This window comes from Pseudomonadota bacterium, from assembly GCA_023229365.1.
GTDB lineage: Bacteria > Myxococcota_A > Polyangia > JAAYKL01 > JAAYKL01 > JALNZK01.
Map to the genome: position 1 here is coordinate 56,495 of JALNZK010000003.1, position 22,006 is coordinate 78,500.

Annotated in this window: 38 protein-coding genes; 6 read left to right on the forward strand and 32 right to left on the reverse strand. The window is 39.3% G+C overall.

Annotated features, from left to right (window positions below; translation table 11 throughout):
* Window positions 1-37 precede the first annotated feature (37 nt).
* The 15 genes from M0R80_03855 to M0R80_03925 form a co-directional block, all read right to left on the reverse strand.
* Complete coding sequence (locus tag M0R80_03855; protein ID MCK9458749.1) at window positions 38-700, reverse strand: hypothetical protein; 663 nt, start codon at window positions 698-700, stop codon at window positions 38-40.
* On the reverse strand, window positions 697-1,056 hold the full coding sequence (locus M0R80_03860; GenBank protein ID MCK9458750.1) for a RyR domain-containing protein: 360 nt from the start codon (window positions 1,054-1,056) through the stop codon (window positions 697-699). The genes M0R80_03855 and M0R80_03860 overlap by 4 nt, the downstream gene beginning before the upstream one ends.
* A gap of 2 nt (window positions 1,057-1,058) precedes the next feature.
* Window positions 1,059-1,253 carry a hypothetical protein gene (locus M0R80_03865; protein ID MCK9458751.1) on the reverse strand — a complete coding sequence of 65 codons (195 nt, stop codon included), beginning with the start codon at window positions 1,251-1,253 and terminating at the stop codon, window positions 1,059-1,061.
* The gene (locus M0R80_03870; protein ID MCK9458752.1) at window positions 1,247-1,702 is read right to left on the reverse strand and encodes a hypothetical protein; all 456 of its coding nucleotides are present in this window, start codon (window positions 1,700-1,702) and stop codon (window positions 1,247-1,249) included. Before M0R80_03870 ends, M0R80_03865 begins: the two co-directional genes overlap by 7 nt.
* A 2-nt stretch (window positions 1,703-1,704) precedes the next feature.
* On the reverse strand, window positions 1,705-2,067 hold the full coding sequence (locus M0R80_03875) for a hypothetical protein (protein MCK9458753.1): 363 nt from the start codon (window positions 2,065-2,067) through the stop codon (window positions 1,705-1,707).
* Window positions 2,058-2,978, reverse strand: coding sequence for a hypothetical protein (locus M0R80_03880; GenBank protein MCK9458754.1), 921 nt, complete (start codon window positions 2,976-2,978; stop codon window positions 2,058-2,060). Before M0R80_03880 ends, M0R80_03875 begins: the two co-directional genes overlap by 10 nt.
* On the reverse strand, window positions 2,966-3,313 hold the full coding sequence (locus M0R80_03885) for a hypothetical protein (GenBank protein MCK9458755.1): 348 nt from the start codon (window positions 3,311-3,313) through the stop codon (window positions 2,966-2,968). The genes M0R80_03880 and M0R80_03885 overlap by 13 nt, the downstream gene beginning before the upstream one ends.
* Window positions 3,310-3,753: a hypothetical protein gene (locus M0R80_03890; GenBank protein ID MCK9458756.1), complete on the reverse strand. Its 444-nt coding sequence runs from the start codon at window positions 3,751-3,753 to the stop codon at window positions 3,310-3,312. Before M0R80_03890 ends, M0R80_03885 begins: the two co-directional genes overlap by 4 nt.
* A 269-nt stretch (window positions 3,754-4,022) precedes the next feature.
* Window positions 4,023-4,385 (reverse strand): hypothetical protein, encoded by a 363-nt coding sequence (locus tag M0R80_03895; GenBank protein MCK9458757.1) that lies wholly within the window; start codon window positions 4,383-4,385, stop codon window positions 4,023-4,025.
* Window positions 4,386-4,549: 164 nt separating this feature from the next.
* Complete coding sequence (locus M0R80_03900) at window positions 4,550-5,236, reverse strand: hypothetical protein (protein ID MCK9458758.1); 687 nt, start codon at window positions 5,234-5,236, stop codon at window positions 4,550-4,552.
* Window positions 5,233-5,880, reverse strand: coding sequence for a hypothetical protein (locus tag M0R80_03905; GenBank protein MCK9458759.1), 648 nt, complete (start codon window positions 5,878-5,880; stop codon window positions 5,233-5,235). The genes M0R80_03900 and M0R80_03905 overlap by 4 nt, the downstream gene beginning before the upstream one ends.
* A 21-nt stretch (window positions 5,881-5,901) precedes the next feature.
* Complete coding sequence (locus tag M0R80_03910) at window positions 5,902-6,471, reverse strand: hypothetical protein (GenBank protein ID MCK9458760.1); 570 nt, start codon at window positions 6,469-6,471, stop codon at window positions 5,902-5,904.
* 1 nt (window position 6,472) lies between these two features.
* Entirely contained in the window at window positions 6,473-6,643 is a 171-nt protein-coding gene (locus tag M0R80_03915) for a hypothetical protein (GenBank protein MCK9458761.1), read from the reverse strand.
* A 945-nt stretch (window positions 6,644-7,588) separates the two neighbouring features.
* On the reverse strand, window positions 7,589-7,798 hold the full coding sequence (locus tag M0R80_03920) for a hypothetical protein (protein ID MCK9458762.1): 210 nt from the start codon (window positions 7,796-7,798) through the stop codon (window positions 7,589-7,591).
* Window positions 7,799-7,973: 175 nt separating this feature from the next.
* On the reverse strand, window positions 7,974-8,234 hold the full coding sequence (locus M0R80_03925) for a hypothetical protein (protein MCK9458763.1): 261 nt from the start codon (window positions 8,232-8,234) through the stop codon (window positions 7,974-7,976).
* A gap of 45 nt (window positions 8,235-8,279) precedes the next feature.
* Between M0R80_03925 and M0R80_03930 the strand changes: the two genes are divergently transcribed.
* Entirely contained in the window at window positions 8,280-8,888 is a 609-nt protein-coding gene (locus M0R80_03930; protein ID MCK9458764.1) for a hypothetical protein, read from the forward strand.
* Here the strand turns inward: M0R80_03930 and M0R80_03935 are convergent.
* From M0R80_03935 to M0R80_03950, 4 genes are all read right to left on the reverse strand, one after another.
* Window positions 8,881-9,192, reverse strand: coding sequence for a hypothetical protein (locus M0R80_03935; GenBank protein MCK9458765.1), 312 nt, complete (start codon window positions 9,190-9,192; stop codon window positions 8,881-8,883). The two genes, M0R80_03930 and M0R80_03935, sit on opposite strands and share 8 nt — an antisense overlap.
* 398 nt (window positions 9,193-9,590) lie before the next feature.
* Complete coding sequence (locus tag M0R80_03940) at window positions 9,591-9,878, reverse strand: hypothetical protein (protein ID MCK9458766.1); 288 nt, start codon at window positions 9,876-9,878, stop codon at window positions 9,591-9,593.
* Entirely contained in the window at window positions 9,875-10,396 is a 522-nt protein-coding gene (locus M0R80_03945) for a hypothetical protein (protein MCK9458767.1), read from the reverse strand. The genes M0R80_03940 and M0R80_03945 overlap by 4 nt, the downstream gene beginning before the upstream one ends.
* Before the next feature lie 172 nt (window positions 10,397-10,568).
* Complete coding sequence (locus tag M0R80_03950) at window positions 10,569-11,129, reverse strand: hypothetical protein (GenBank protein MCK9458768.1); 561 nt, start codon at window positions 11,127-11,129, stop codon at window positions 10,569-10,571.
* Window positions 11,130-11,253: 124 nt separating this feature from the next.
* On the opposite strand from M0R80_03950, the gene M0R80_03955 reads away from it, so the two are divergent.
* From M0R80_03955 to M0R80_03975, 5 genes are all read left to right on the forward strand, one after another.
* Window positions 11,254-13,662 carry a bifunctional DNA primase/polymerase gene (locus M0R80_03955; protein MCK9458769.1) on the forward strand — a complete coding sequence of 803 codons (2,409 nt, stop codon included), beginning with the start codon at window positions 11,254-11,256 and terminating at the stop codon, window positions 13,660-13,662.
* A 406-nt stretch (window positions 13,663-14,068) separates the two neighbouring features.
* Window positions 14,069-14,272, forward strand: a complete 204-nt coding sequence (locus M0R80_03960; protein MCK9458770.1) for a hypothetical protein — start codon at window positions 14,069-14,071, stop codon at window positions 14,270-14,272.
* A 160-nt stretch (window positions 14,273-14,432) separates the two neighbouring features.
* Window positions 14,433-14,678: a hypothetical protein gene (locus tag M0R80_03965; GenBank protein ID MCK9458771.1), complete on the forward strand. Its 246-nt coding sequence runs from the start codon at window positions 14,433-14,435 to the stop codon at window positions 14,676-14,678.
* A 157-nt stretch (window positions 14,679-14,835) separates the two neighbouring features.
* The gene (locus M0R80_03970) at window positions 14,836-15,993 is read left to right on the forward strand and encodes a transposase (protein MCK9458772.1); all 1,158 of its coding nucleotides are present in this window, start codon (window positions 14,836-14,838) and stop codon (window positions 15,991-15,993) included.
* A gap of 370 nt (window positions 15,994-16,363) precedes the next feature.
* Window positions 16,364-16,816, forward strand: a complete 453-nt coding sequence (locus M0R80_03975; GenBank protein ID MCK9458773.1) for a hypothetical protein — start codon at window positions 16,364-16,366, stop codon at window positions 16,814-16,816.
* Window positions 16,817-16,936: 120 nt separating this feature from the next.
* Here the strand turns inward: M0R80_03975 and M0R80_03980 are convergent, their stop codons facing one another.
* From M0R80_03980 to M0R80_04040, 13 genes are all read right to left on the reverse strand, one after another.
* Window positions 16,937-17,236 carry a hypothetical protein gene (locus tag M0R80_03980; protein MCK9458774.1) on the reverse strand — a complete coding sequence of 100 codons (300 nt, stop codon included), beginning with the start codon at window positions 17,234-17,236 and terminating at the stop codon, window positions 16,937-16,939.
* On the reverse strand, window positions 17,236-17,538 hold the full coding sequence (locus M0R80_03985; GenBank protein ID MCK9458775.1) for a hypothetical protein: 303 nt from the start codon (window positions 17,536-17,538) through the stop codon (window positions 17,236-17,238). Before M0R80_03985 ends, M0R80_03980 begins: the two co-directional genes overlap by 1 nt.
* 4 nt (window positions 17,539-17,542) lie before the next feature.
* Window positions 17,543-17,749 (reverse strand): hypothetical protein, encoded by a 207-nt coding sequence (locus M0R80_03990; GenBank protein ID MCK9458776.1) that lies wholly within the window; start codon window positions 17,747-17,749, stop codon window positions 17,543-17,545.
* Window positions 17,742-18,011 (reverse strand): hypothetical protein, encoded by a 270-nt coding sequence (locus tag M0R80_03995; GenBank protein ID MCK9458777.1) that lies wholly within the window; start codon window positions 18,009-18,011, stop codon window positions 17,742-17,744. The genes M0R80_03990 and M0R80_03995 overlap by 8 nt, the downstream gene beginning before the upstream one ends.
* Entirely contained in the window at window positions 18,001-18,303 is a 303-nt protein-coding gene (locus tag M0R80_04000; protein ID MCK9458778.1) for a hypothetical protein, read from the reverse strand. Before M0R80_04000 ends, M0R80_03995 begins: the two co-directional genes overlap by 11 nt.
* Entirely contained in the window at window positions 18,300-18,503 is a 204-nt protein-coding gene (locus M0R80_04005) for a hypothetical protein (protein ID MCK9458779.1), read from the reverse strand. The genes M0R80_04000 and M0R80_04005 overlap by 4 nt, the downstream gene beginning before the upstream one ends.
* Window positions 18,504-18,505: 2 nt before the next feature.
* A complete protein-coding gene (locus M0R80_04010) occupies window positions 18,506-18,799 on the reverse strand; it encodes a hypothetical protein (GenBank protein ID MCK9458780.1) in 294 nt (97 codons plus the stop codon).
* On the reverse strand, window positions 18,796-19,062 hold the full coding sequence (locus M0R80_04015) for a hypothetical protein (protein MCK9458781.1): 267 nt from the start codon (window positions 19,060-19,062) through the stop codon (window positions 18,796-18,798). The genes M0R80_04010 and M0R80_04015 overlap by 4 nt, the downstream gene beginning before the upstream one ends.
* Window positions 19,063-19,239: 177 nt before the next feature.
* Window positions 19,240-19,497: a hypothetical protein gene (locus tag M0R80_04020; protein MCK9458782.1), complete on the reverse strand. Its 258-nt coding sequence runs from the start codon at window positions 19,495-19,497 to the stop codon at window positions 19,240-19,242.
* Window positions 19,498-19,575: 78 nt separating this feature from the next.
* Entirely contained in the window at window positions 19,576-20,025 is a 450-nt protein-coding gene (locus M0R80_04025) for a hypothetical protein (GenBank protein MCK9458783.1), read from the reverse strand.
* The gene (locus M0R80_04030) at window positions 20,022-20,486 is read right to left on the reverse strand and encodes a hypothetical protein (GenBank protein ID MCK9458784.1); all 465 of its coding nucleotides are present in this window, start codon (window positions 20,484-20,486) and stop codon (window positions 20,022-20,024) included. The genes M0R80_04025 and M0R80_04030 overlap by 4 nt, the downstream gene beginning before the upstream one ends.
* The gene (locus M0R80_04035; protein ID MCK9458785.1) at window positions 20,487-20,714 is read right to left on the reverse strand and encodes a hypothetical protein; all 228 of its coding nucleotides are present in this window, start codon (window positions 20,712-20,714) and stop codon (window positions 20,487-20,489) included.
* Window position 20,715: 1 nt separating this feature from the next.
* Entirely contained in the window at window positions 20,716-22,002 is a 1,287-nt protein-coding gene (locus M0R80_04040; protein ID MCK9458786.1) for a hypothetical protein, read from the reverse strand.
* Window positions 22,003-22,006: the final 4 nt, after the last annotated feature.

Consider the following 22,006-nt stretch of genomic DNA (forward strand, 5'->3'; position numbering starts at 1 on the left):
CTCCTCTAAACAAATTCCCATTACACTTTAATACTATTTAATCCTTCCGCAGGTATTTTTTTGGAATACCCTCACCCTGGTATTGTCCGTTATAAACACTATCAGTCGGAGTTCCTTCAAAGAATATCATCTGTCCAAATGAATCTCCCGGTTTAATTTGAAGGGGAACCTCAGAAGTTCTTACGAACACAACCCCAGATCCCTTATATCCCGCGTCCCACCATGCAGAGTGGACCGAAATACCTCTGCGCGAGAGGGAAGACTTGGGAAGGACAAGGGCGTTAATCGTGGGGACTTTTAAAGATTGTTTCCCTAAGAACAAACTCAGAGTATCCGCCACGAGCTTTTGTTCTGGGTCACAGTCGGCACCATTAAATCGCTGTAACGGGTCATAGGTCTTCTTCGACAGATCTACCGTCTCCATCAACTTGAAAAGAACGGAGGACTCTGGAGGTATCCAGTAATAGAGAAGATTTCCGGCGTCATTCCAAACCTGAGCTATACAGGTTTGTCTAAAAGATTTCTCATAATACCGAACCGGCTCCACATAATCCTCTTCCTTAATCTTTTGGCCCCAAGGCTTATTCACACATCTATAAACCTTATCTAGTCTCACATCCCATCCCTGAGCTTGCATGTTCGATTCTTCCGCATTTAGAAGAAGATTATACTTTTTAATATCTTGTCCACTAAGAATCATAGCATCTCCATTTGATTCCATAAATTTGAGGCCAATCGGTGTCCTACGTGGTCAGCTATATCCTTTCTCTTTTCAATATCTAGAAGATCCGAGAACGGAACCATGTCGGGATGAGTTTTCCTTTCGAAGTCTTTTACGGGGCCATAAACCCATCCCTGTGATGCTTTCATTTTCATCCAATTGTCATGATTTTGTTCTGGTGTCATGTCTGAATGTTCATCAGCATACTTGATGCCATCCAAAAGGCTCTTAATTTGGTCTCCGTTGGCTACCTCGTTATATTGTTGTCCCGCCGCAATTTGATAATAAACCCACCCAATGTGCCGAACTGCCGCGATAAACTTTTCGCGATTCATCTTTACTCCACCTCCATAAACAATTTCAGTCCCTCGATCAACTTTGGTATATCTGATTTAGGAACGTAATACTCGGCTTCGGTTCCCTCTAGAGTGTCGATATCGCGAATAATTACGCTATCTCCATCCTCTACAATTTCTATTCCAACCATATCTTCAGTTTCTTCCGAAACTACAAAATTATCTCTCGTCAACAAAAATCAACTCCTATAGAACTATAAAATCTTATGGGACACTCTTCAAGAATTTGCTTAAATTCCTCAATAGTAAATCTCCTCCCATATTCATCTTTTACAACCTTTATTCTCTTCAACTCAGATTCGGGGATCGCCCAAGAAAACGAGGAACAAGATGAGACACCCGTCTTCTTTCCGTAGGGTTCACTATTAAATCCCAATTCCCTTCCTACCGCGGAACTATTTAAGTCTTCCTCTCTTGGAAGATCACCACAAATGGGACATTTATCGTACCACTCTCTTTTGTGCGCTTCTTGATCAAATGGATTTGCTCTGGAACTATTGACAAGAGATTCTCCACCAATTCTTAATGATTTCATACATGTCCAGCAAAAGAGCCCGCTAGCTGATTTCTTCCCAAGATGTTTTCTCTTTGCGCGGCTTCCTAATGTGTAGTAATTAGTTCCCATCTTTACTCATACTCCAGCGCTTCTAGCAACTCCCGAGATCTTAAAATTATCGATTCAATAGAGTCCCAAAGACGACTTTCAAAGCTTTTGTTTATGACCGCTTTAATCTCAGGCGACCTTGGTTCGTGATTAATTTCAAGCCGTACATGTGTGGTCTGGTCTTCTAAAACAAGAAAATGGCCCAAAACCTTTTCATGAACACAATCTCTTTCTCTGACTATAAGAACCCAACCTTTGAGATCGTAATAGATATCTTCGGGTCCAGGTTTTAACTCTAGAGAAGCAATAAAATTTATACCCTTCGAGATATAAAGGGTATCATTAAATTTTTTAAAGTCACTCATCATTTCGTCTCTCACTCCCACGGTAATCTCGGAGATTTCCAATTAAATCCCGCGGCCTTCTGATGTCCATTTCCCTTGTATTTCTTCGCTAGAACCGATAGGTCTATGTCATCTCTGACGGTCCTCAAGCTTACCTCCCAAGATTCTCCTTTTATATTTGCGTAATTAATAGCGATGTCGCAACCATCAAATTCTTTGCTTCGGGTCATATAGTTAGCAATATACGGATCGCTATTAACTACGAGACAGGTATAGCCTTCCCAGTCGATTTTATAGGATCTATCTGTGAGGGTGGATTTGAAGCGGTCTTCGACGTAAGACCGGACTATTTTACCGTCACTAGATATGGATTTGACAACGGAGAACTGGTCGTTTTCATTAAATTTGTTAGTATTAAACCAATTCGCCCAAAATATTATATCATCTTTAGGATCTCTTGATTGAGCTTTAAATCCGTACTGGAACGCCTCGATAAAGGCCCAATCAAATTCTTTGTCATCGTGCCGCCATACATCATAGCAACTCAATAATCTAATAAACATTGGGGTTTTTGATCCAAACAAATACCACCACGTCAACTCACAGGCTGCGACTCCCGATTGCCGATACCCTTTAATCCATACTCCGTTGTGAGCAGTCTCTTTCTTCTCCATTTCGTCAATTATGCCCTTATGATGGTCTATCCAGAAGAAGTTTTGACTCGCTTTATTCTCTTTTAACCCCAAATACCTTGCGAGTTTTTCCATGTCATCAACGGACAAACTAAAATCCACCATATAAACTACATCATCGGTTTTTATCTCATCCCACGGAAATTTATCTCCATAATTAATCGGAAACATCTTCGCTTCTGGAAATTTATGTTTTACAATCGAACCACTGGCCCAACCATCGAGGTCTTTGCCGTGGTAGAATACTTTTATGTTAGACATTTCTTCTCCTCTCTAATCTTATCTTCCAGAATTTTCTGGATTTTCCGCTCAGACTCATAAAAGTTAGTTTCTCTGTTTTTTAGAGCGTCCATCTCATCGTATAACGACATCAACTTCTTAAATTCTTTTGGTGGATTCGCAATGCATTTATTGCAGAATTGGTTACCACTACTGGAAATATGTAATTCAGCAGTCCTTTCCGTAAAATGATCTTTCTTACATTCATAACAAGCGTGAGCACCACATATAGGACATTCTCCATAAGTTTCCTTATTCTCATCTTCACAATAATCACAAACATTTCTTTCTTCTGTTATAGTTACCACTTTCTTCATTTCCTATCCACCACCATAATCTCTCTATTCAGTCTCTGTCCCTCTACTTCCCTCGTCTTGAAAAATCGATCTTGTTCTCTTTTAAATTCCAAAAATTCCCTACTTGGAACCACCTTATCAAGAATTCCGTTAGTTTCCATAATGGTTTTACTCTGTGAATTATAATGTTTTGATCTTCCGGGCAGCACATTGTCGCCATTAGTTCCTTTCAATATATAACGACACCCTGATCTGGAAATAATTTTTGCATCTCCAAACCCATATCCAATCTTGAGTACTTCCCTTCGAACTATTCTCCCTTTATGGAGTCTGACGATATGAATCTTTTCTCCATTATCAATCACATCAACTATTCCTGCATTAAATACCTTCCCATTTCCTAGCGCGATTTTCACGGTATTCTCTTCCTTTGTGGCTTCTTTCGGGGTATAGTTGCACATGACAATTCTCCTCTATCATATAGGTGGGTGTACTACTATTTATACTTTACGTATGATCTTAGATATCCCGATCATCAAAAAGCCGATACTCACCATGAGTATCATCACTGGCCCCATAAGATCTATATTTGTAAAATCTCGCATGGGATATACAAAGTTTGGGGTATAAAAATCAACAATTCCCAAATAAGCGGCGTATATCATCTCCATAATTGCAATAAGTGCAGAAAACAATATTAATCCGAATCCGACTGAGCCGATGTATCGCGTCATGTGGCCTCTTTTGCATTAATGTAGGCTATGAGAAGGGCCTGGGCGGGCGTATCTCCATGCGCCCGAAACATATCATATGGCCGATATACATTCGCTCTGATCTCATCTCGGAAGGCCTCGACTGAATAGCTCCAAGTGTCGGTCGTCTTTTCTGTGTTGGGATCGATTTGGCTGCTTATCGCTCTCTGCAATTCTCCCTGTAAGCTGTCCAAGACGCATTCGCCCATGTGGATATCTTGCGGCGACCCTTCCAGACTGCATACATCTTCCCAACATATGGTACGGATACCGATCTTATCATTGATCTTATTCCATGTGGCGGGATCGCATTTTTGCAAGCGGACGAGCAATTCCTTCATAGATCATCACATCCTTTTATTTTAAAAAATGCTGAAATACATCCGTCGGGGCCTTCCAAATATACAAATTGATCATCTTCATCAATTTTCTTGGAGCCGTCCGGTCGAGTGCATATATATCATATAAACATTTATTTATCTCACATAATAGATCTTTGTTCATGTTACTTGCCCTCTCGAATCCTGTCCAAGGCGGCTTGCGCCGTTCGGTCAATCACTTCTTGCATGTTCTCTCCTCGTTTGCATCTATAATGGAACGCAATTAGACGCTTTTCGGCTACCAAATAGGCAGCTTCCAACCTCTCTACATATCCGGCTTCTTTGGCCGCCTCTAGCTGAAGCTCTTTAGCGGCACGTGCTCTGAAATCTCGGACAAAACGGTCATTAATCTGCGTGCCGTTCCCCGGTTGTGCTTTTACGCTCCACGGAGTGTATGCCAATTTACATTTTTCAATTTTATCGAAATACCAGTTACCTCTCGCTCGCTCCTCTATGGCGACCTGTTCCAGCTCGGCTATGCGGGCCTTCATTTTCCTGACGGCCTCTATAGCCTGCGTTTGGCTCCAATCGCATCCGATCACGTCGGTGATGGCGCGCGAGCTTGCTTCCAGTCCTAGTTTATCGCATTCTAGTGTCCTTATGAGCACATCCCTGGCGGCAAGTTGCTCTTTCATTTGTCGTATATCGTTGAATGCGGCATTTGCCGTATCAGCATGGCTAGCAGCAAGGCTCTTTAGTTGCGATTCTCTTTCTCGGAGCCGCTTGATCTCGGACACTAAATCAGGTCTTTCCTTGATCGAAAAGACGCCGATGCACATCGCTTCGACCTCCTGCAAAATATCCTCGCTCATATCAAACCTACCTTTATTAGCGGAGTTCCTTTGTCCGCATGAAACGGCTCGTCGAAGTCTACAGTAAACCTTCCTTTGGCCCATCTATTCTCCGGAGTTATTCCAGGGTTGGAATCATACGCTAATCTATTTCTTATTACTTGATGCATGTCCCACAATGTTCTTGCTGTATCCGGAACTTCCAAAGAAAATATTCCATAACTGGCATTTGAAGACATTCCCCACCAAGATTTTAGTCTATTTAGATTGCCTCTAAATTCCCAAAGTTTCTTAAAGTCTGGATCGAGGCCAGATGGCTCTATTATGTCGGCTATCCTATCAAACTGGCAGATCTGGATTCGAGAAATAAGATCGCAGGACCAAGATAGGGTTCTTAGTTGGGACTCATTGCAGGTTATGGTGTTATTTACGATAGTAAACACCTCTCTGTTGCCTTCTATTGGCAGCGTAGAAAAATATTTTAACTTCAACCTTGAAATATCAGATTTAAGTCCCTCCAGTTTAGACCCATCTAAGTCGTTAAAAGGTTGAATTATCTCTGCAATTAATTCAATTTTCCCGTTTCCAATACGGTAAACAAAGTCATACGCCTCCAACAGGAGATTTAGCTGGTTTGACGTTCCCTCAATAACGTATTCGTCCATACTACCTTATCAGCACTAATACTATTTAATCTCATCGCTGGTCGAAATTATGGTAAAAGGCTTCCTTACGTGACAATTAAATTGAGCGGAGGCACGTAGGGCTTTTATTAATTTGCCTTGTGGACTTATTTCTAGGTCAGGTGAATCCTCTAGTCCATATAAACATCCAAGGGCCACAGCCATCCCACACCCCACGGCATTATAGTTTAGGGCGCTCTCCGAAACATGAAAATAGGATTCCAAGACAAACAACCTTCCTTGATAGCCAATTAAAACCCACGCATCACTAGATGTAATTTCATCCTGTTTTATGAGTACTCCATTTTCCTCGAGGCATTCTTTTAGATCGGGTATAAAACATTGATGCATATATTCAAGCGCGTCTTGGCCATCATAAGTCGGTAATGGAATATTGAAATTATACCTCAATACATCACTCATCCGCGGGTTTCCACTGACCCCAAAAATAAATTCTCCTAGTTTAAAAACCTTGGAGCCTTTAATAGTTTGAATCGATGAATCATCTGTCGCTGCGGAGTCTCCGCCGATATAAACTACGCCGTTTTCTATGAGACCTACAATACAAGTCATTTTAAAAACCCTCTTCTAAAAGAAGTTTTTCAATTTCTTCGGTAGCTTGCTCCTTATATTCCTGAAACGTTTTACTCGGAAAACCGGAGTCTTTAATTTTTTCAATTAATATGATAACTTTACATCGTTCATCTATCGCGATCTCTAATAATTTCTTCTCTTTACTACTCACACTTATCACTCTCCTGATCCATTTTATCTACACATTCACTGGAACAAAAATATCCTTGATAGTTAATCTCGACAAAGTGTGTCGGAAATCCACAAATAGAACATGGTTCAACTACATTACTATAAATTAAACCCTCGCGAACTTCCTCTAGGTGTTTTGCGACAGAGAACAAGGTCTCAAAAATCAATAATTCTCACTCCTTAAAAATCGCTATTTTACTCGCGATGTTGGTATGCAACAAAAATATTCCTATCATTACTTTTTCTTTGTCGTCGAAGTCGTTCAATTGTATAAAATTTTGGACATAATTTTTATCTGGTGGGGCAGTTTTTATATGCGCGGCCCACAAAGAATTAAATCTACTGATTGATTCTTGCGAGATTTCCAGGGAGCGAAATACGTCTTGAAGACTAGAATCAAGAACAAAGGTATAAAAAGTCTGAAGAGTACTCATTCACCCACCTTAAATGGACAATTTTCTTTTTGACATTCGTTGTTCTCTAGACGATTTTCTTCCCGAATTAGACAACCTATGTATTCCGCGGGATAGTATATAAATGGACACCTGACATTGTTTAGTTTAATTATCACGGTCCAGTTCTCTTTTGGATATTTAACATCTACCATGCGTATCCTCCCTTATTCGGTCTCCGTCACACATAATTTTCTCAGCTAAGATATCTGTCTCGCTTCTGTAATAAGTAGTACCACTACAAATTGATTTCTCCGATAGATACTTTTGAGACGGTTTCCGCCAGCCTATCGGCAATTCATAGACGGATGCAATATCATGATGCCAATTTCTTGCTCCTGCGGGATCTGCATAAGATAATTTTGCTTTTTCTTCCAATGCAGCCAGGATAGCCTTCTTAGATATAGTAAATTCTATTCTAGAATTGGGACTCCTAGAATCAGTACTTTGCCGAATAATGGCATATCTTCTTCTCATAGTTTCATCTCCATAAATTCTTTTAATTCCTCGGGACTCAAATAACTTTCCCAGGGTTTTTCATAAATCAAAGATTTATATCTTATTGGAAATCCACAAAGAGTTCCTTTTACCACGACGCTTAATTCCAAAATTTCATTATTAACTACGTCCATTTCAAGACCAAAATCATATTCTATCTTACATTTTAAGGTAAATGACTTCATACTCTAAACACCACCGCGCCACTTCTAAAGAATATTCTTCCCGCATTAATTTGCTGGGTTGGATATTTCTCTTTTTGATAAATTAACTTCTTTTCCCTTAAAGGAACCCTACATTTAGGACACTCATCTCTGGATGAAGAAAAGAAATGGCCACACGAGGAACAATATCCCATAATTACTCCTCCAGAAATCTTTTAGGAATCATGCTTGTCTCATTAAATATACCTTTCAATTCAGTTTGAATATGAGAAATCCTCTCCGCCAGAAATAATCTCATCTCGTTTTGATAATCCTTCTCTGCCAATAGGTCTCTATACATCGCATCTTTATCTTCTATGGTCAGGTCCGATCTCATTTCTCCCACGGATAACTCTATAGCGGAAAGGGACTCTTCCATAGATTTTAAAACATCTTTGTACACCTTGTCAGATTCCATATTATGAGCCGAAATGTAATCCAATCTCTGGATATCTTGGATCATGTGAGCGCAGGCGGTTCTCATTTTCTCCGTAGTAAAGACATCGCATTTCATGTTATATCTCTGAACCAGCAGAGAATAAATAGTTGGCGGTGGGAACATTTAAATATTATTAGTACATATTCATTTCTTGTTATGACGCAAATGGAAGCAAATTTAGTCAAGTCTTTAAATTCTTTTTTTATAGAACAAAAAATTAAAGCCTTTGCCTTCCGCCAGTACCAGGCTAAATTTGGCCTCGGTCAAGTTGCGGACATTCTTTGTGACAGCTTAGACAAAAGGTTTTACTCTATGATTGAAGCCAAATCAATGGATACGTCAACAGGAGTTAAAACATTTAACTTTAAATCGCGCTTTGATGAAAGTAAAGAAGGGTTTCAGCTTGTAAGGGAAAACGCTTTTTGCGAATTAACGGGAAGAAAAGGAATTCTTGCTTTAGAATTAAGAAATGGCGTAGGAAAATCGCGGGATTGTTATTTTATCCCATTATGTGAGGTCTATAACCTCTGGAAATCAGGCGAAAAATCACTAAAAATGAAAGATATAATCAGTTATCCAAAATTAAAAAGAAAAAAAAGTTTATATGTGGTTGACGAAGAAATATTTATGTAGGAACCGAACTCCCTACATAGGCTCTCTTTGGACTCACATTTCCCATAGGCTTTCCATCTCTTTCGTCATTCTCCATAAAGGCTCTCTGAGAGGGAGTCCACTGAGACATTAGGCCGCCGCTCATAAACCAATATCCATCTCCACCACTAAAAATCGCATCAATTTCTTCCAACGAAAGATTACCAAGTTCTTTCACTACTGGCATTCCACCGTTAGTCTTAATGAAATCCTCGGCGGAAACTATACTCATAGCCATAATAGAGGCTATTATAAACATCGTAGTCAAAATCTTCTTCATCATCATTTATACACCTTTTTGTTAATTCTAAGTTTGAATTTATTCTATTTATAGGTTGCGGTTGTTTCTGTTGTAACACTCTTCTCTGGTAGTCCAAGATTTAACTTTCTTCGAAAAACAAATAGAGCAAATCAACTCATCGTGAGGCTTTAAATGCCAGTTACACTGGAGAAAGGCTCGCATGGAGAATCAAATAATCAAGAACTAAAAAGAGAGATTTTAAAAAAGTGAATTAAATCATGGTGCCGTCCACAGTCACACGTCTCTCCCAATTCAAGCCATCTCCTAATTTTCAGTAATTGACCGTATGTATACAACATTTCCTACAGTGCAATACTCAGATACATCATCAGATTTATTTTTTTTCCATTCCATTTTTTTATCACCTCCTTCCAACAAAAAACTTAGTTTCTCGTAAAACTATCCGGCAGCGGAGTCCATTCATTGGACCAATTTTGAAGCTCTGGATCTGAAGGAGTATTATTCTGCCTGACAACCTTCGGGTCCCACACATAATGAGACGGCCCAAGAGGTCCAACATCAAATGCAGATGAGTTAAAGACGCTTCCATTTATTCCAGAAATGGAAATTGTTGGGGTATCCGCTGGTCCCGTCTGCAATACTACTCCCGCGGGTCCACTTACTGCTCCGGCCATTCCTATCAGGGCAAAAAGGATTAGAAGGAACTTCATCCCGTAACCACCCCAGGACCAGCTATCTTTCTCCTTATCTCTCCAGTAGCCCACACTCTCAACCCGTCGCGACCAAAATCCTTGTACCAAGATAGTCGGGTCCATTCCATCCGACCTTTTGCATCAGAAAGAAGAATTGCGTCAGAATCGCCCTCATAGAGTTCTCCTATGAGATCTTCATCCAGAATGGCTTTAATAACCATATCACCCTTCTTGACCGGAAGATTACCTTCCTCATCGGACTCTATGGTAATAATCTTCTTCCCGCGCTTTACTTTAACGGCGGCAACCAAATCTACCACATGCCAACCTTGGGGCATCTTGCCTCCGGTGGGGTCTTTCGCTCCTGGTCCAGAATATTCCAAACACGAATTCCAATCGTCTCCAGACTCGGTGGTGGGGATATTGTCGGTGTTCCCAATCTCGTTTACGGTTCCGCAAGGACACTTCCAAGTGCCACAAGTGACGCAATCGGGTATTTCCGATTCCATCTTACATTTCGTGCATATATATTTCATTTGTTTCGCATCTCCTCAGAGACTAAAACTAGATTATGGTTTAAGATGTATTTAAGGTTTGGGGAGAATTTCTACCAATACTGGTTCTTGTTTACCGGGAGGTTGTCTCGTCCACAAGACTTTATATTCCTTCCCGTCTTCACTTTCGATAACTTGTTCTTTCATGAGGACCTCAAATTACTATGATCAGCGGTAAAATATCTACAATCTTTTTATTGTAGGGATCGTAATACACCCTTGTCTTTTCGTCCAGCCAAAACACATTGTATGCCGCTCCGGGTTCGCCTTCTTTATATCCTCCCGCTACTCCTATGGGACACCCCGCAAACTTTTCCTTTACCTTATCTCTAATTTCATAGGGATCGACCGTTTCCAGTCCCTCCAAGAACATAAGTAGAGCTTCGCGAGAGCAGAGTTGATACTCGGCGGGGAATATCCCTATGTAGCAATTTTTGGGGAACATTAACCCAGAGGAACCAAATGTTCTTTCCTTCTTCTTAGGTTCCTGAAAACTGAATCCAGAGTCCACAAATAGCGTATCTGAGTACGGAGGTCTTCCAGTCTCTATCACACTATTTATAATATCTTGAACGAGAAGAGTGGCAGGAGATACTTCCTCTGTTCTGTGTGAAACATCTATAGGATACTCCACATCTAATTTAATCGGATCTACCTGCGGGTCAGGAACTATACCCAGTATCCTCTCGGAGAAACTTTTCTTCTTGGACGACATAATCTCGAATAAACGCAGTGATAGTATTTTAAGGTTTCGGTACGGCAAGATTCCTAGCGAAACCTATTTAAACCATTGGGACAAAACTCAAGGTTCACCTCTTTATAGGTAGGTTAGGTTTACAATGGTCTCTCTTATTCAACAATATATAGACAAAGGTTGGGGCATTATCCCCATTCGGCCCAAAGGACATATAAATGAAAAAACAGGGGAGTCGGATGAAAAAGCACCCTTTGTCACCTGGGGAGGCTATAAAAGTAGTAATGGGCATAAACCTGATGAAGACCAAATTCTTCAGTGGTTATCTCAATTTGATCGCGCAGACTGGGCCGTGCTAACAGGTTATGATAATCTTGTTTTAGTAGACATAGACGACCCCAATCTTTATGATCTCTATCTTTCTGATTTTAAAAAGTGTTTAATGAGAACCCCATCTGGCGGGATGTCTTTTCTTATTAGGAGTACGGTAGTTCCTAAATTTCATGCCCGTATAAATGGAGTCGCCGTAGATATTAAAGGTATAGATGGGTATGCCATTCTTCCGTCTCGCGACTTGAGTCAAGAAGAAATAGATCTGGAAGAGAAAGAAGAAAAAGAAGGGACCAAAAGAGATTTTATACGTCATTGGATTAACTCTGAAGAGCCAGAAGAAATAGAAGACATCTATAGACACCTTGAATCGGTGTTACCTCTCATTAAGCCGGATGTTAAACCGGGAAAAGGAATTCCTACTGCTCTGGCATGGGCAAGAGAACATAATTTACAAATTGCTTATGATGGTGGAAGATATATCCAAGTTTTGTGCCCCCACCATGAGGATACAAAACCATCAATGAGTATATATGCAGATGGATATTTTTGTCACAGCTGCCGGGCAACGGGTGGGTTGTTTTCTCTCATTAAATCTTTCAGTAATAAAACCGACGATGAGATCTATGCCGATTTTCCAGGGATTAAAAAGCAAAAGAAGACAATAACAGATAATGTAATAGAAATCGTGGGGAACAACGTATCATTAGTAAAGGATCAAAACAATAACAGCTACTTCAAACTTCACGACTATTCTGAAATAGGAATAAATCTATTACCAATTACTTCTAAGATCACAAAATATTGGATTGCAACCACCGCAGAAAAAGTTATAGATAAGCTCCCATCTGAAAGCGTTTTATCCTATGTAATAAAATATTATGATGGAAAATGTATGGCTACCGGAGAAAAAGCAAAAATATTCCGCCGAGTGGGAGGGGATCTAGCTGGAAAGGTGGTCTGGTATGATCTCGGAAATAACAATTTTGTAAAAATAACACCTGATGGGATTGGGGTATATCCTTACTCAGATGTTACTTTTATTAGAGAAACCAATCAAGGGACTCAGAATGTTCCAACAAAGAAAAATATTAAAAGTATCTTTAAGTTATTTAATATCATAAACGTAAAAGACGAGGCACAAAAAGTTTTACTTCTAACGTGGATAGTCAACTCGTTACTTCCCTGGGCTCAGAGTCCCATTCTTCTGTTGTGTGGTACTCGAGGTTCGGGAAAATCTTTTATGGGACGTATAATTAAAAGAACTCTAGATCCCGTGGAAGGAAACGCATCTGAGCTATTGGTAAACAAACCGCAGGATTTAAATTATTTAATAGGATTACTTTCGCATAACGCCGTTGCTGTTTTAGATAACATCAGCAGAATTGATAGAGCTACGGGTGACGTACTATGTAACGTGGTTACTGGTGGTGTAATTTCTACTAGGGAATTGTATACCACCAATGATCAAATATTAATTGATATCCGTTCAAAATTAATTATTACAGCCATCAATTCTCAAATATTTGATACCGGAGCAGGAGATCTCGCGGAAAGGACCGTAAGCATAGAAATTTCCAGACCTGAATCAAATTATTTATCCGAAGAATGGCTAAATGAGGAATTTGAAACCTATAGGAGCGAAATATTTGGTGCGATCCTTGAACTCATACGCGGATACCTACAGAAAGGAATTCCCAGAAAGGGCGAGGTATCCGAATTTAGACTGACTACGTTTGCTTCCGTAGGGCGCTATATTTCAGACGTACTAGGATTAAAACCTAGCTTTGATGTCGCTTACAGACTGAGCCAGGCTGGAATGTGCCAGACCTCATTGGAAGCAGAACCCGTTACTGAATTCTTTGTTGATTTCGTAAGAAAATATGGAGGCGTAGACTTCAACAACAATTCAGGATGGGGTATTTCTTCGGATGTATTATTCGGTAAATATTTCAACCAATGGATGATAGAAAACAATAGCGGTGGCATGGACAAAAAGTTACCTGCAACATCAAGCTCTCTATTAAATAGATTAAAGAGAATAGAACCTGATCTAAAGAGAATCTACTCAATTGTTATTGAGCCCCAAGGAGTCCATAGAGGAAAGAAGTGGTACAGGTTGTATTGTAAGGACCTTGAAATGCTTAACGAGGGAGCAGAGGAAGAGATCTTGGAGAAACAAACATCTATCGAGAAAGATAGTAACGAGGAAGCGGGATGGTAAATAAATGTATTTGGTGCGGCTCGGAGGATACGTACTTCGAGCAAGATACGCATAATAAAACAACTAAGGATGGAACGGATTACGGAGTCTTTATTTGTAACAACTGCCATCAAATTCAATTTTGGTTTTTTAAGATTAAAGGAGGAGTTAATGTTGCAAACGGAAAACTTACCATAAAACATAAGGAACCAAAAATTGTTTTTATAAATCAATGGGATGGTCCAGTAACTCAATTTCTTTAGAATCACATAGAGCAATCCTCAAAATTAACTGGAAGACCCATAGATACTTACTATACACATATTATTATTAAAAACGCGAAAGAAATGTTTGCGAGAAGATTAGATTTTACTGAAGTAATCGACGCTTTTAATAAAAAGGTTTTGAAGGAAATCGCGGAGGAGAGATGATCACTAAAGAAGAGACAAAAATTGTTGCCTCCTTGGCACCAATTACAGAAGAATTTTTAAGGGAAAATGTTACAGATATGAGTGAGGCGTGTTTCCTGGCGGCAATGGCGACTATGGGATTCCACAAAAGCGTGATGATAGAATTACTCGAAAAATATAATAGGTTATTCCTTTATGCAATACAAAGGCGTTATCCTTAAGTAGGATTAAGTAGTGGTTAGAGGTATGATATTCGAACCTGGGGATTCCGACGAGTTAGACTTTGCGATGGACGTTGTGGGCGAAAGCGTAGGCGATCCTGAGCCAACAATGGCAGTTCTAAGGCGCTTGAGAGATGCAGCAAAAATGGAGGGATATTAGATGGAAGAAGATGTTATTATAGGGGAAGACGATTGGGCTCCAATCCCACCAATCCGAAGTTACAAAATGGTAATGGTCCCGCCAGAGAAATATGCGACGCTAAAATCTATTACCGAAGAAATTGTTAATAGAAGTTGGTTCTCGGCGGACTGGCCGATGGAATGTAAAATATGCGGAGAGGTTTATCCGAACCATTATGAGTTTTGTTTAGTGTTAAAGGCTAAGAAGGTATTGGAGGAGGTATGAAGAAATGTTTGATCTATTATCATGGGTGTTGGGGGTTGCGCTTGGTGTGTGCGGCACGTATTTTGTCATCGCAGGTCGGAGATGAATTGAAATAATCTCGCGCCTATAATTAAGCGAAACCTTTAAATACTATTACAGCATAAATCAAACTACTTCTATGAAGAAATCCTATAAATTTCGGGTGTTTCCAACTAAGGCTCAACAACATCTCTTAGAAGAAACTCTCGATCTTTGTAGGTGGACCTACAATCAAACCTTGGCCTACAGAAAGAACATGTGGGAATCAGAGAAAAAGAACGTTTCTAAGTACGATTCCCATCTTTTGCTTCCAACATGGAAGGCTGAAAGGCCAGAGTTGAAAGGCGTATTTTCTCAGGTTCTACAAAACGCCCAAGAAAGGATTGACCTCGCTTTTAAGGCTTTCTTTAGACGAGTCAAAAACCATGAAAATCCTGGATATCCTAGATTTAAAGGAAAGGGGAACTATGACTCGTTTACGTACCCTCAAAGCGGATTCTCTGTAAAGGATAACAAAACTCTTTACCTCTCCAAAATCGGAGATGTCAAGATAAAGATTCATAGAGAAATTGAGGGCCAAATAAAAAGGTTGACCGTCCTTAGAACCATACGGAACAAATGGTATGTTACGTTCTCCGTAGAACAAGAAACTATATTCATACCTTCTGATAACGGTCCAGTAATCGGAATTGATCTTGGGTTAGAAAGCTTTTTAACATTCTCAGATGGCAGCAAGGTTGATAATCCAAGGTTCTTCCGATCTGAAGAACATTTATTGGCTAAGAAACAGAGTCGAAGAGACAAACTCCCTAAAGGCTCCGTAGAAAGGAAGAAAACAACAAGGGTTATCCAGAGAATTCATGAGAGAATAACCAATAAACGTTCTAATTTTGCCCATCAACTCAGTCATAAATTAGTAACAAAATATTCTGTAGTTTGCTTAGAAGATCTTAATATAAAATCAATGCTCAGAGATGGAACACGCGGACTGTCTAAGTCTATCTCAGACGCTTCTTGGAATCTTCTACTCCGATTAATTTCCTACAAGGCTGAAAGTGCCGGTTCGAAAGCGATCTTTGTAGATCCTCGAAATACGTCTCAGATGTGTTCTTTCTGCGGAGCGATGGTTCCGAAGCAGTTAAAGGACCGAATCCATAAATGCCCATTCTGCGGCTTAGAAATGGACCGAGACAAAAACGCTGCTATAAATATACTCAGATTGGGATTACAATCTGTCGGTAAAACCGATCTTAGATCGGAAGTCCGTAGAAGCCCCATCTTTCAGGATGGGGAATGATCACGAACCCAGATTTATTACCAGATGATATTATTTCCGACCTATGTAACAATCTCGGAATCGACCCAGGAGATGACAAAAGTTCTAAAATCATAGAAGAAATGACTCCAGATCAAGTACTTAAATGCGTCTGTAATTGGAACGGATTGATAGGATATTCTCAGAAAATAAAATATTGGGTTGATAGCATTTATCAGAGGGGAGTTTAATTTGATCTATTGTGAATCCTGCGGGTACTCTGAAGATAGACCGCTCTATAATTTAAAAATATGGTGTTCCTTATGGAAGATTTCTGTATGTCCGGAAGATACAGACTGCGGAAGCGGGATACCAAAAGGGGAATAATCTTTTTTTAAAAGGGGAGATTTGATTGGTAAATAAAATAAAGATCACTATTACATCAATAGACAGAGAGCCTTCTTTTTTGGTAGATGAGTATACCTCATCTAGAGAGATAGAGGAATATATTAAAAATAGATATGGGGCTCAGGCACCTCCCAAGAAAGGTATGCAGGCTAAGAAACATGAGTGGATTTCTCAAAAGTCCGAGAGGACTAGAGATAACAGCCTATATCTAGAAGAAGAGATTTCACAATTAAGAGAGCAGATCGCGCTACAGGAAAGGGAAGAAAAGAGATTAAAACAAGCAATTAAAAACCTGAATAAATGTCTAGTGCAGGCCCACACAAAGATATACTACATAGATAGGACACAAAACATCAATTGGTTAGATAACGTTCCATCTAAAGAAGACATAAAATCAGCAAAGTTGAAAACAGAAGAGATTCTAATTAGACTGAAATTGGAAGACATAGAAAAATAATATTTTTTTTAAATCCTGCGAGGTCGGAAAATCTCCTGCGGATGTTTTTGGGTCCGTATTAGGGGCTGTTTAAATTTATAAATTTTAATTAAAATAGTATGTTTTTTTTAAATGGTTTATTTATAACGATTGTTCATAATTTCCCAGACTTTTATTCTTCCTCTTCTTTATTTCTAAAGAATATTCCTTTTTTCTCCTTAGAATATCGTCCTTTATAGATGCTTCTAATCCGTTTAAGAGGTGAAGCAAGTACTGACTAGGAAGAGTCTTCGCGACTTCGGGTAGGTCGATAAATAGTCTACTATATTGAGATATTAGACGAACCCTGTCATTTGGATGCCTATTGGGGACACTAAATTCTTCTTCAAAGTAAAGTAGCTCACCTACTGGATCTAATAAAAAAGAATCTTTAATTTGCATTATTCCTTCTCCCCTTTAATCTTCTTTTCAATCATTTCTATCTCTGCCGAATTTGCAGCGCCAAGAGTGTCATGTAGAAATTCATTAATACTCAGGGCCGCATTATAATCTATAAGTGCATTTTTCTTATAAGTCGGATCTTTAAGGACTTCTGAGATCTCAATACCATAATCCGCTCTATTGACACATGCCACGGAATATTCCTTTAAAATGTTTATAGCTGTCCTCTTGTGAGATTGAACATTGCTATCATACTCCTCTTTGGCACTAAATATTGCGTCTTTTACCATTTCAAGAGCCATAGGTTTAGTCCTCCTTTATTGTAACATATTTTATATCTTTAACGCCCCAGCTAAGATGCTCGTATACTTCAATTATATCCCGATAAATCCATATTCGAGTCCCATCTTGTCTCATTCTTTCCGTTGTTATTCTGGTTGCACCATCTCTTAAGAGGTGATAATAATCTCTAGAATCTACAAGGCTCCATTTTTCATCACTCATTTTAATCACTTCCAATTGAATATAGCCTTGCATCATCAGGTTTCTTTAGTCTGTTCCCGTCTTTATCATAAAATCCCTCCAGATCTAATCCGACAACCGCATCAAGAAATTCTTGGTCCTTAGAGGCTACCGTATCCAATCCTATTAAACCTAGAGATACAATTCTTTTAACCCCTAGTCCCTCATTTAACATATGTTTAATCTCAATTATTTCAAGACCACGTATAACACCAATCATTTCCTCATAAATATGCAAATTCTTAAGACTCATGTTTTATTTCTCCTTTTATTTTTGCCATTATCAAACTGACATCATCATCTCTTCTGAGATCGTGAAGCCTCCATTTTAAATAAGCGGCCTCTAAAGCATGTTTTCTAGTGAAATAAATATCCCCTCTTCTCAAATATCCAGACCATCCAGTTTTTGGTTCATCTACGAATACCCATGTTTCACTATCAGCAGGAGTACATTCCTGAGAGATTACATAAGGTTCCGGCTCTTGGACTTCCCAATATCTTATTGGGACCCTAAAAATGGGAGAACCTATGGGGTAATTGGTCATTTTTGGGACTCCAATAATCCGTTATATGCCTTTTCTAGAGCCACCAACGGACTAATACTATCATATCCTAAACTACAATCATAAATTGTCGGGCCATAATTAATTTGGGATCTCCAGATTGGAGAACCATTAGCATCCTCAATGATAGAAATAGAAGGAAAAAATCCTTCCTCTTTTATCTTGTTTAATAATTGTTCCATTTTTAATCACTCTCCGCCATCGTCTTATCTTCTTTGGGAGCTAAAGTAATTTCTTTCAATATTCTAATCACTTCCCTAGATTTTTCGTGATAATGCTCATCAAGGCAGGTAAATTCGCCTCCATCATCATAAATTCTAGTTACTATTTCAAGTAGCAAATCTAGTGTGAAGTCCCGATCGCTCATCTCAGCATCCATATCGAGAATGAATTCAATCATCTCTTTATCTGAGAATTTATGAACTAGGGAATAAATTAGATCATCCCTGTCAATTTTTGCTTCTACGGGAACCATCATCTCAACACCGCCATCAACATTCCTAATGGGTCTAATTCTTGGACGTTTTCTTCCTTAAACTCTTCGTCCTTAAACGGACAAGAGGAGCAAACAAAACCCTCATTAAATTGGTAGGGCCATATTCCTGCGTGAGATGGCAATCTCCGAAGGGAAATTGAAAACTCCATATATTTATCTGGATTCGCTTTAATTTCATCCACATCAAACTTTCTTACACATGAGATGTGACAATCTCCCGGAACTGGTTTTGAATATTTACACATGATTAACCTCCACTTCAATGTTAAACCTATCTTTGTTGTGATACACGAGATCTCCAACCGCTTCTAGGATGTTTATTCCAGATCCGTAAACGAACGGATTCTCTTTAAGATGGGCTCGGAAAGCGTTACGGTTAAAATCTGGATCTAACTTCTCTATTGTAATCGCTATTGTCACATTCAAAACTCCTTGTTAAGGATCATTTCTATTAAGTTTATTTCTACATCTCTCATTAATTGATATCCTGCGGCCATTTCATCGCATCGGTCATCCTCGTTTCTCGCCCTTTCTTTTTCCTCTTTAAGTCCTCGAAGTTTTTCAAATTTTGCTTCATATTTTTGAAGACTAGCTATGGCTTCATTGAGTATATATTTATTGCATTCAGGAATTATTACCGACATATCTAAGGTTGATTGTGCTTTAAGTGATCCGTACATTTTTTATCTCTCCTCTTTCAATTTTCCTGCGGGAATAAATTAGGTCCGTATAAGGACCATTTTCCTAAATTCTAAAATTTAAAGATAATTCGCAAACTCCCATTTGTTAATGGTTTCTCCTTTTCCGTTTTTTAGTACGGCTATATTAAAGTTGTTAACTCCTGGAATATTTTGGGCATCCAACAGAGTTGAAAACACTTGTTCCGCCTCTTCTACGCTATTAACTTTAATTTCTCCAGGGGCATAACCCTTTTGGTTTACATAGAGGGTCATGGGTTGCTGTTGAGACTCACTAACCTTCTCTATTAATTGGAAGGTTCCAGATAGTCTAAGCATTACAGATAATTCCCCGCATCTCTGAGTAAAATCCGCGAAAGTATTCTTTGGAATTTTCCAAGATGGGTCCATTCCGATTAGAATTCTCTTCTTAGATTCCTCCAGATCGGCCATTATTCCGTCTATTTGCCGCCCTAGAGATTCCTGCAACATTTTAGTTTCGAAATCGTGTTCTTCCTTAGTTCTTGTCATTTTTCAGCCACCATATCAATATACCAATTTCCATCAATTGCGCTTTCACAAGTTCGATTCACTCGAATCTTCGGCCTCTCATGGATTATCTCAAAATGTTTGCAATACCTGTAGAACTCTCCTCTATATTTATTATGTTCGGGATAATATTCTGTGTAATCGTGGCCTTTATGGGCCTCTCCTTCGCAGACTAAATACTTATAGGGGCAAGTATTTGGACACCCCTCGCTGATTATGGGAGTCAACCAGGACTCTTTACTATTAAGAGATCCAGTATAGAATTCTCCATAATGGCGGCATTCGCCGCCCTTGGCGAGACAGACTAATTTTTCTATGCCTCCGGCTGCGCCTTCGGTTTCTAGCGTATGCGACCTCTTTTTATCTGGATTTGTGAGAAATCCCGCTCTGCCTGTAGGATCTTGAAGGATCATTGCCTGTAGTAAACCTGCTTCTTCGGACATTTAATCCCACTTCCTCCCGCCTCTTTCCAGTTGTTCGATCTGGATTAATCCTGCGCCAGTTAAAGTACCGTCAACTACGTACTCTTTGTCTATATTAATTTGACACCGATCTACTTTAGCTCCCAAATTAGTTAAGGTGGTCCAAGCCTCTTCTCTCGATTTGGAAAATACTATAAGATACAAATTCCCATCGCCATTTCCCAAAAATTTATTAATTCTTCTCTCCATCTTAAATCACCATCCTCCTCTTATATTCTTCAACTTCTGCCCTTACTTCATCTGGATTGTTAACATGAGTTAAATAGTCTTCCAGAAGATCCGCCTCACCCGCGAGTTCTGCAATCCATTCTATATGTTTTTCCTTCTTCTCCTGTTCATCCGCGAGAGACGAAATATCTCTCATAAAGTCGGACAAATGGGGAAGATTGAACTCGTTATAGATTAGAGTACCATATATTCCTCTCAATTGAATTGCATCGGGAGATCTGGTTACTCCCATCGGATTTACAAATAATTGCCATCCTGAGAGGGTTACTATGAATGATCCCTTATTTTCTTCCTTATACTGTATTGTACCATCCCAGAACTTTGTATCGTCCCAGAACAAAACCATCTTGTTCTTTTCTTTGGATTCTATATTATAATTTTGTGATCTAGAGTAGTACCCGTTGAGAGTATCTTCTCTTATCAGTCTGAAGTCAAACACAGATTCTAAATCATCACTTGCAGATTGAACCTCGTCATTAAATTTTTCAATTTGTGATCTAGAGTAGTACCCGTTGAGAGTATCCTCTCCTATCAGTCTAAAGTCAAATACAGATTCTAGATCATCACTCGCAGATTGGACCTCATCATTAAATTTTTCAATTTGAGGAATCCACTCTTGGATAATTTTGTTTTTATTCCTGTCGTTGTATACCTTCGCATCCTCTAGAGTTTTAAAACTCTTAAATTTAAGAATAGCATCATGTTCAGGAAAATGCTCATTAAATTGGGTTGCGATCCCGAGCATTCTATTGATCATGTCCTTAAATCTATAATGGGCGTAGATACCTACTACGTAGTCTATTTTGTTGGTGGGCTTGTCGGTTAGTGAGTAGGTTGCAATAACCTTCACCAAGGGGGTTTCATACAATACCTCTTCATTGGCTGATCCTGAAGAATTACAACGGTACGAAATATGGCTATCCCGCTGGAAATTACCCATAGTCGGAATGGAATGTTTCAAACTCGCGAGGGTTATTTGTTTCCTGAATAAATCCTCTTGATCTGAGAGAAAATTCCTAATTCCATCAATTTGTTCGTTCTTCGCCCTATAAGATTTATCCCTCTGGAGGTGATTTTCTCCCTCTAGGGACTGAATAGCCCATCTCTGCTCTTGGAGTTGGGATGCCCTAGAATTAAATCCAAGTTCATCAATAGTCCACTGAGATTCAATGGCTTTCTTCTCTTCATCGGACTTAATTCTCTGCTCTAGGATTTCTTCAATGGTGGGTATCATAACTTCAGTCTCCAACGCG

Coding starts and splice junctions, on each gene's coding strand:
- M0R80_03855 (MCK9458749.1), bottom strand. CDS start 700: ATGATTCTTAGTGGACAAGATATTAAAAAGTATAATCTTCTTCTAAAT.
- M0R80_03860 (MCK9458750.1), bottom strand. CDS start 1,056: ATGAATCGCGAAAAGTTTATCGCGGCAGTTCGGCACATTGGGTGGGTT.
- M0R80_03870 (MCK9458752.1), bottom strand. CDS start 1,702: ATGGGAACTAATTACTACACATTAGGAAGCCGCGCAAAGAGAAAACAT.
- M0R80_03880 (MCK9458754.1), bottom strand. CDS start 2,978: ATGTCTAACATAAAAGTATTCTACCACGGCAAAGACCTCGATGGTTGG.
- M0R80_03885 (MCK9458755.1), bottom strand. CDS start 3,313: ATGAAGAAAGTGGTAACTATAACAGAAGAAAGAAATGTTTGTGATTAT.
- M0R80_03890 (MCK9458756.1), bottom strand. CDS start 3,753: ATGTGCAACTATACCCCGAAAGAAGCCACAAAGGAAGAGAATACCGTG.
- M0R80_03895 (MCK9458757.1), bottom strand. CDS start 4,385: ATGAAGGAATTGCTCGTCCGCTTGCAAAAATGCGATCCCGCCACATGG.
- M0R80_03900 (MCK9458758.1), bottom strand. CDS start 5,236: ATGAGCGAGGATATTTTGCAGGAGGTCGAAGCGATGTGCATCGGCGTC.
- M0R80_03905 (MCK9458759.1), bottom strand. CDS start 5,880: ATGGACGAATACGTTATTGAGGGAACGTCAAACCAGCTAAATCTCCTG.
- M0R80_03910 (MCK9458760.1), bottom strand. CDS start 6,471: ATGACTTGTATTGTAGGTCTCATAGAAAACGGCGTAGTTTATATCGGC.
- M0R80_03920 (MCK9458762.1), bottom strand. CDS start 7,798: ATGAAGTCATTTACCTTAAAATGTAAGATAGAATATGATTTTGGTCTT.
- M0R80_03925 (MCK9458763.1), bottom strand. CDS start 8,234: ATGGAATCTGACAAGGTGTACAAAGATGTTTTAAAATCTATGGAAGAG.
- M0R80_03935 (MCK9458765.1), bottom strand. CDS start 9,192: ATGATGATGAAGAAGATTTTGACTACGATGTTTATAATAGCCTCTATT.
- M0R80_03940 (MCK9458766.1), bottom strand. CDS start 9,878: ATGAAGTTCCTTCTAATCCTTTTTGCCCTGATAGGAATGGCCGGAGCA.
- M0R80_03945 (MCK9458767.1), bottom strand. CDS start 10,396: ATGAAATATATATGCACGAAATGTAAGATGGAATCGGAAATACCCGAT.
- M0R80_03950 (MCK9458768.1), bottom strand. CDS start 11,129: ATGTCGTCCAAGAAGAAAAGTTTCTCCGAGAGGATACTGGGTATAGTT.
- M0R80_03955 (MCK9458769.1), top strand. CDS start 11,254: ATGGTCTCTCTTATTCAACAATATATAGACAAAGGTTGGGGCATTATC.
- M0R80_03960 (MCK9458770.1), top strand. CDS start 14,069: ATGATCACTAAAGAAGAGACAAAAATTGTTGCCTCCTTGGCACCAATT.
- M0R80_03965 (MCK9458771.1), top strand. CDS start 14,433: ATGGAAGAAGATGTTATTATAGGGGAAGACGATTGGGCTCCAATCCCA.
- M0R80_03970 (MCK9458772.1), top strand. CDS start 14,836: ATGAAGAAATCCTATAAATTTCGGGTGTTTCCAACTAAGGCTCAACAA.
- M0R80_03980 (MCK9458774.1), bottom strand. CDS start 17,236: ATGCAAATTAAAGATTCTTTTTTATTAGATCCAGTAGGTGAGCTACTT.
- M0R80_03985 (MCK9458775.1), bottom strand. CDS start 17,538: ATGGCTCTTGAAATGGTAAAAGACGCAATATTTAGTGCCAAAGAGGAG.
- M0R80_03995 (MCK9458777.1), bottom strand. CDS start 18,011: ATGAGTCTTAAGAATTTGCATATTTATGAGGAAATGATTGGTGTTATA.
- M0R80_04000 (MCK9458778.1), bottom strand. CDS start 18,303: ATGACCAATTACCCCATAGGTTCTCCCATTTTTAGGGTCCCAATAAGA.
- M0R80_04005 (MCK9458779.1), bottom strand. CDS start 18,503: ATGGAACAATTATTAAACAAGATAAAAGAGGAAGGATTTTTTCCTTCT.
- M0R80_04010 (MCK9458780.1), bottom strand. CDS start 18,799: ATGATGGTTCCCGTAGAAGCAAAAATTGACAGGGATGATCTAATTTAT.
- M0R80_04015 (MCK9458781.1), bottom strand. CDS start 19,062: ATGTGTAAATATTCAAAACCAGTTCCGGGAGATTGTCACATCTCATGT.
- M0R80_04020 (MCK9458782.1), bottom strand. CDS start 19,497: ATGTACGGATCACTTAAAGCACAATCAACCTTAGATATGTCGGTAATA.
- M0R80_04025 (MCK9458783.1), bottom strand. CDS start 20,025: ATGACAAGAACTAAGGAAGAACACGATTTCGAAACTAAAATGTTGCAG.
- M0R80_04030 (MCK9458784.1), bottom strand. CDS start 20,486: ATGTCCGAAGAAGCAGGTTTACTACAGGCAATGATCCTTCAAGATCCT.
- M0R80_04035 (MCK9458785.1), bottom strand. CDS start 20,714: ATGGAGAGAAGAATTAATAAATTTTTGGGAAATGGCGATGGGAATTTG.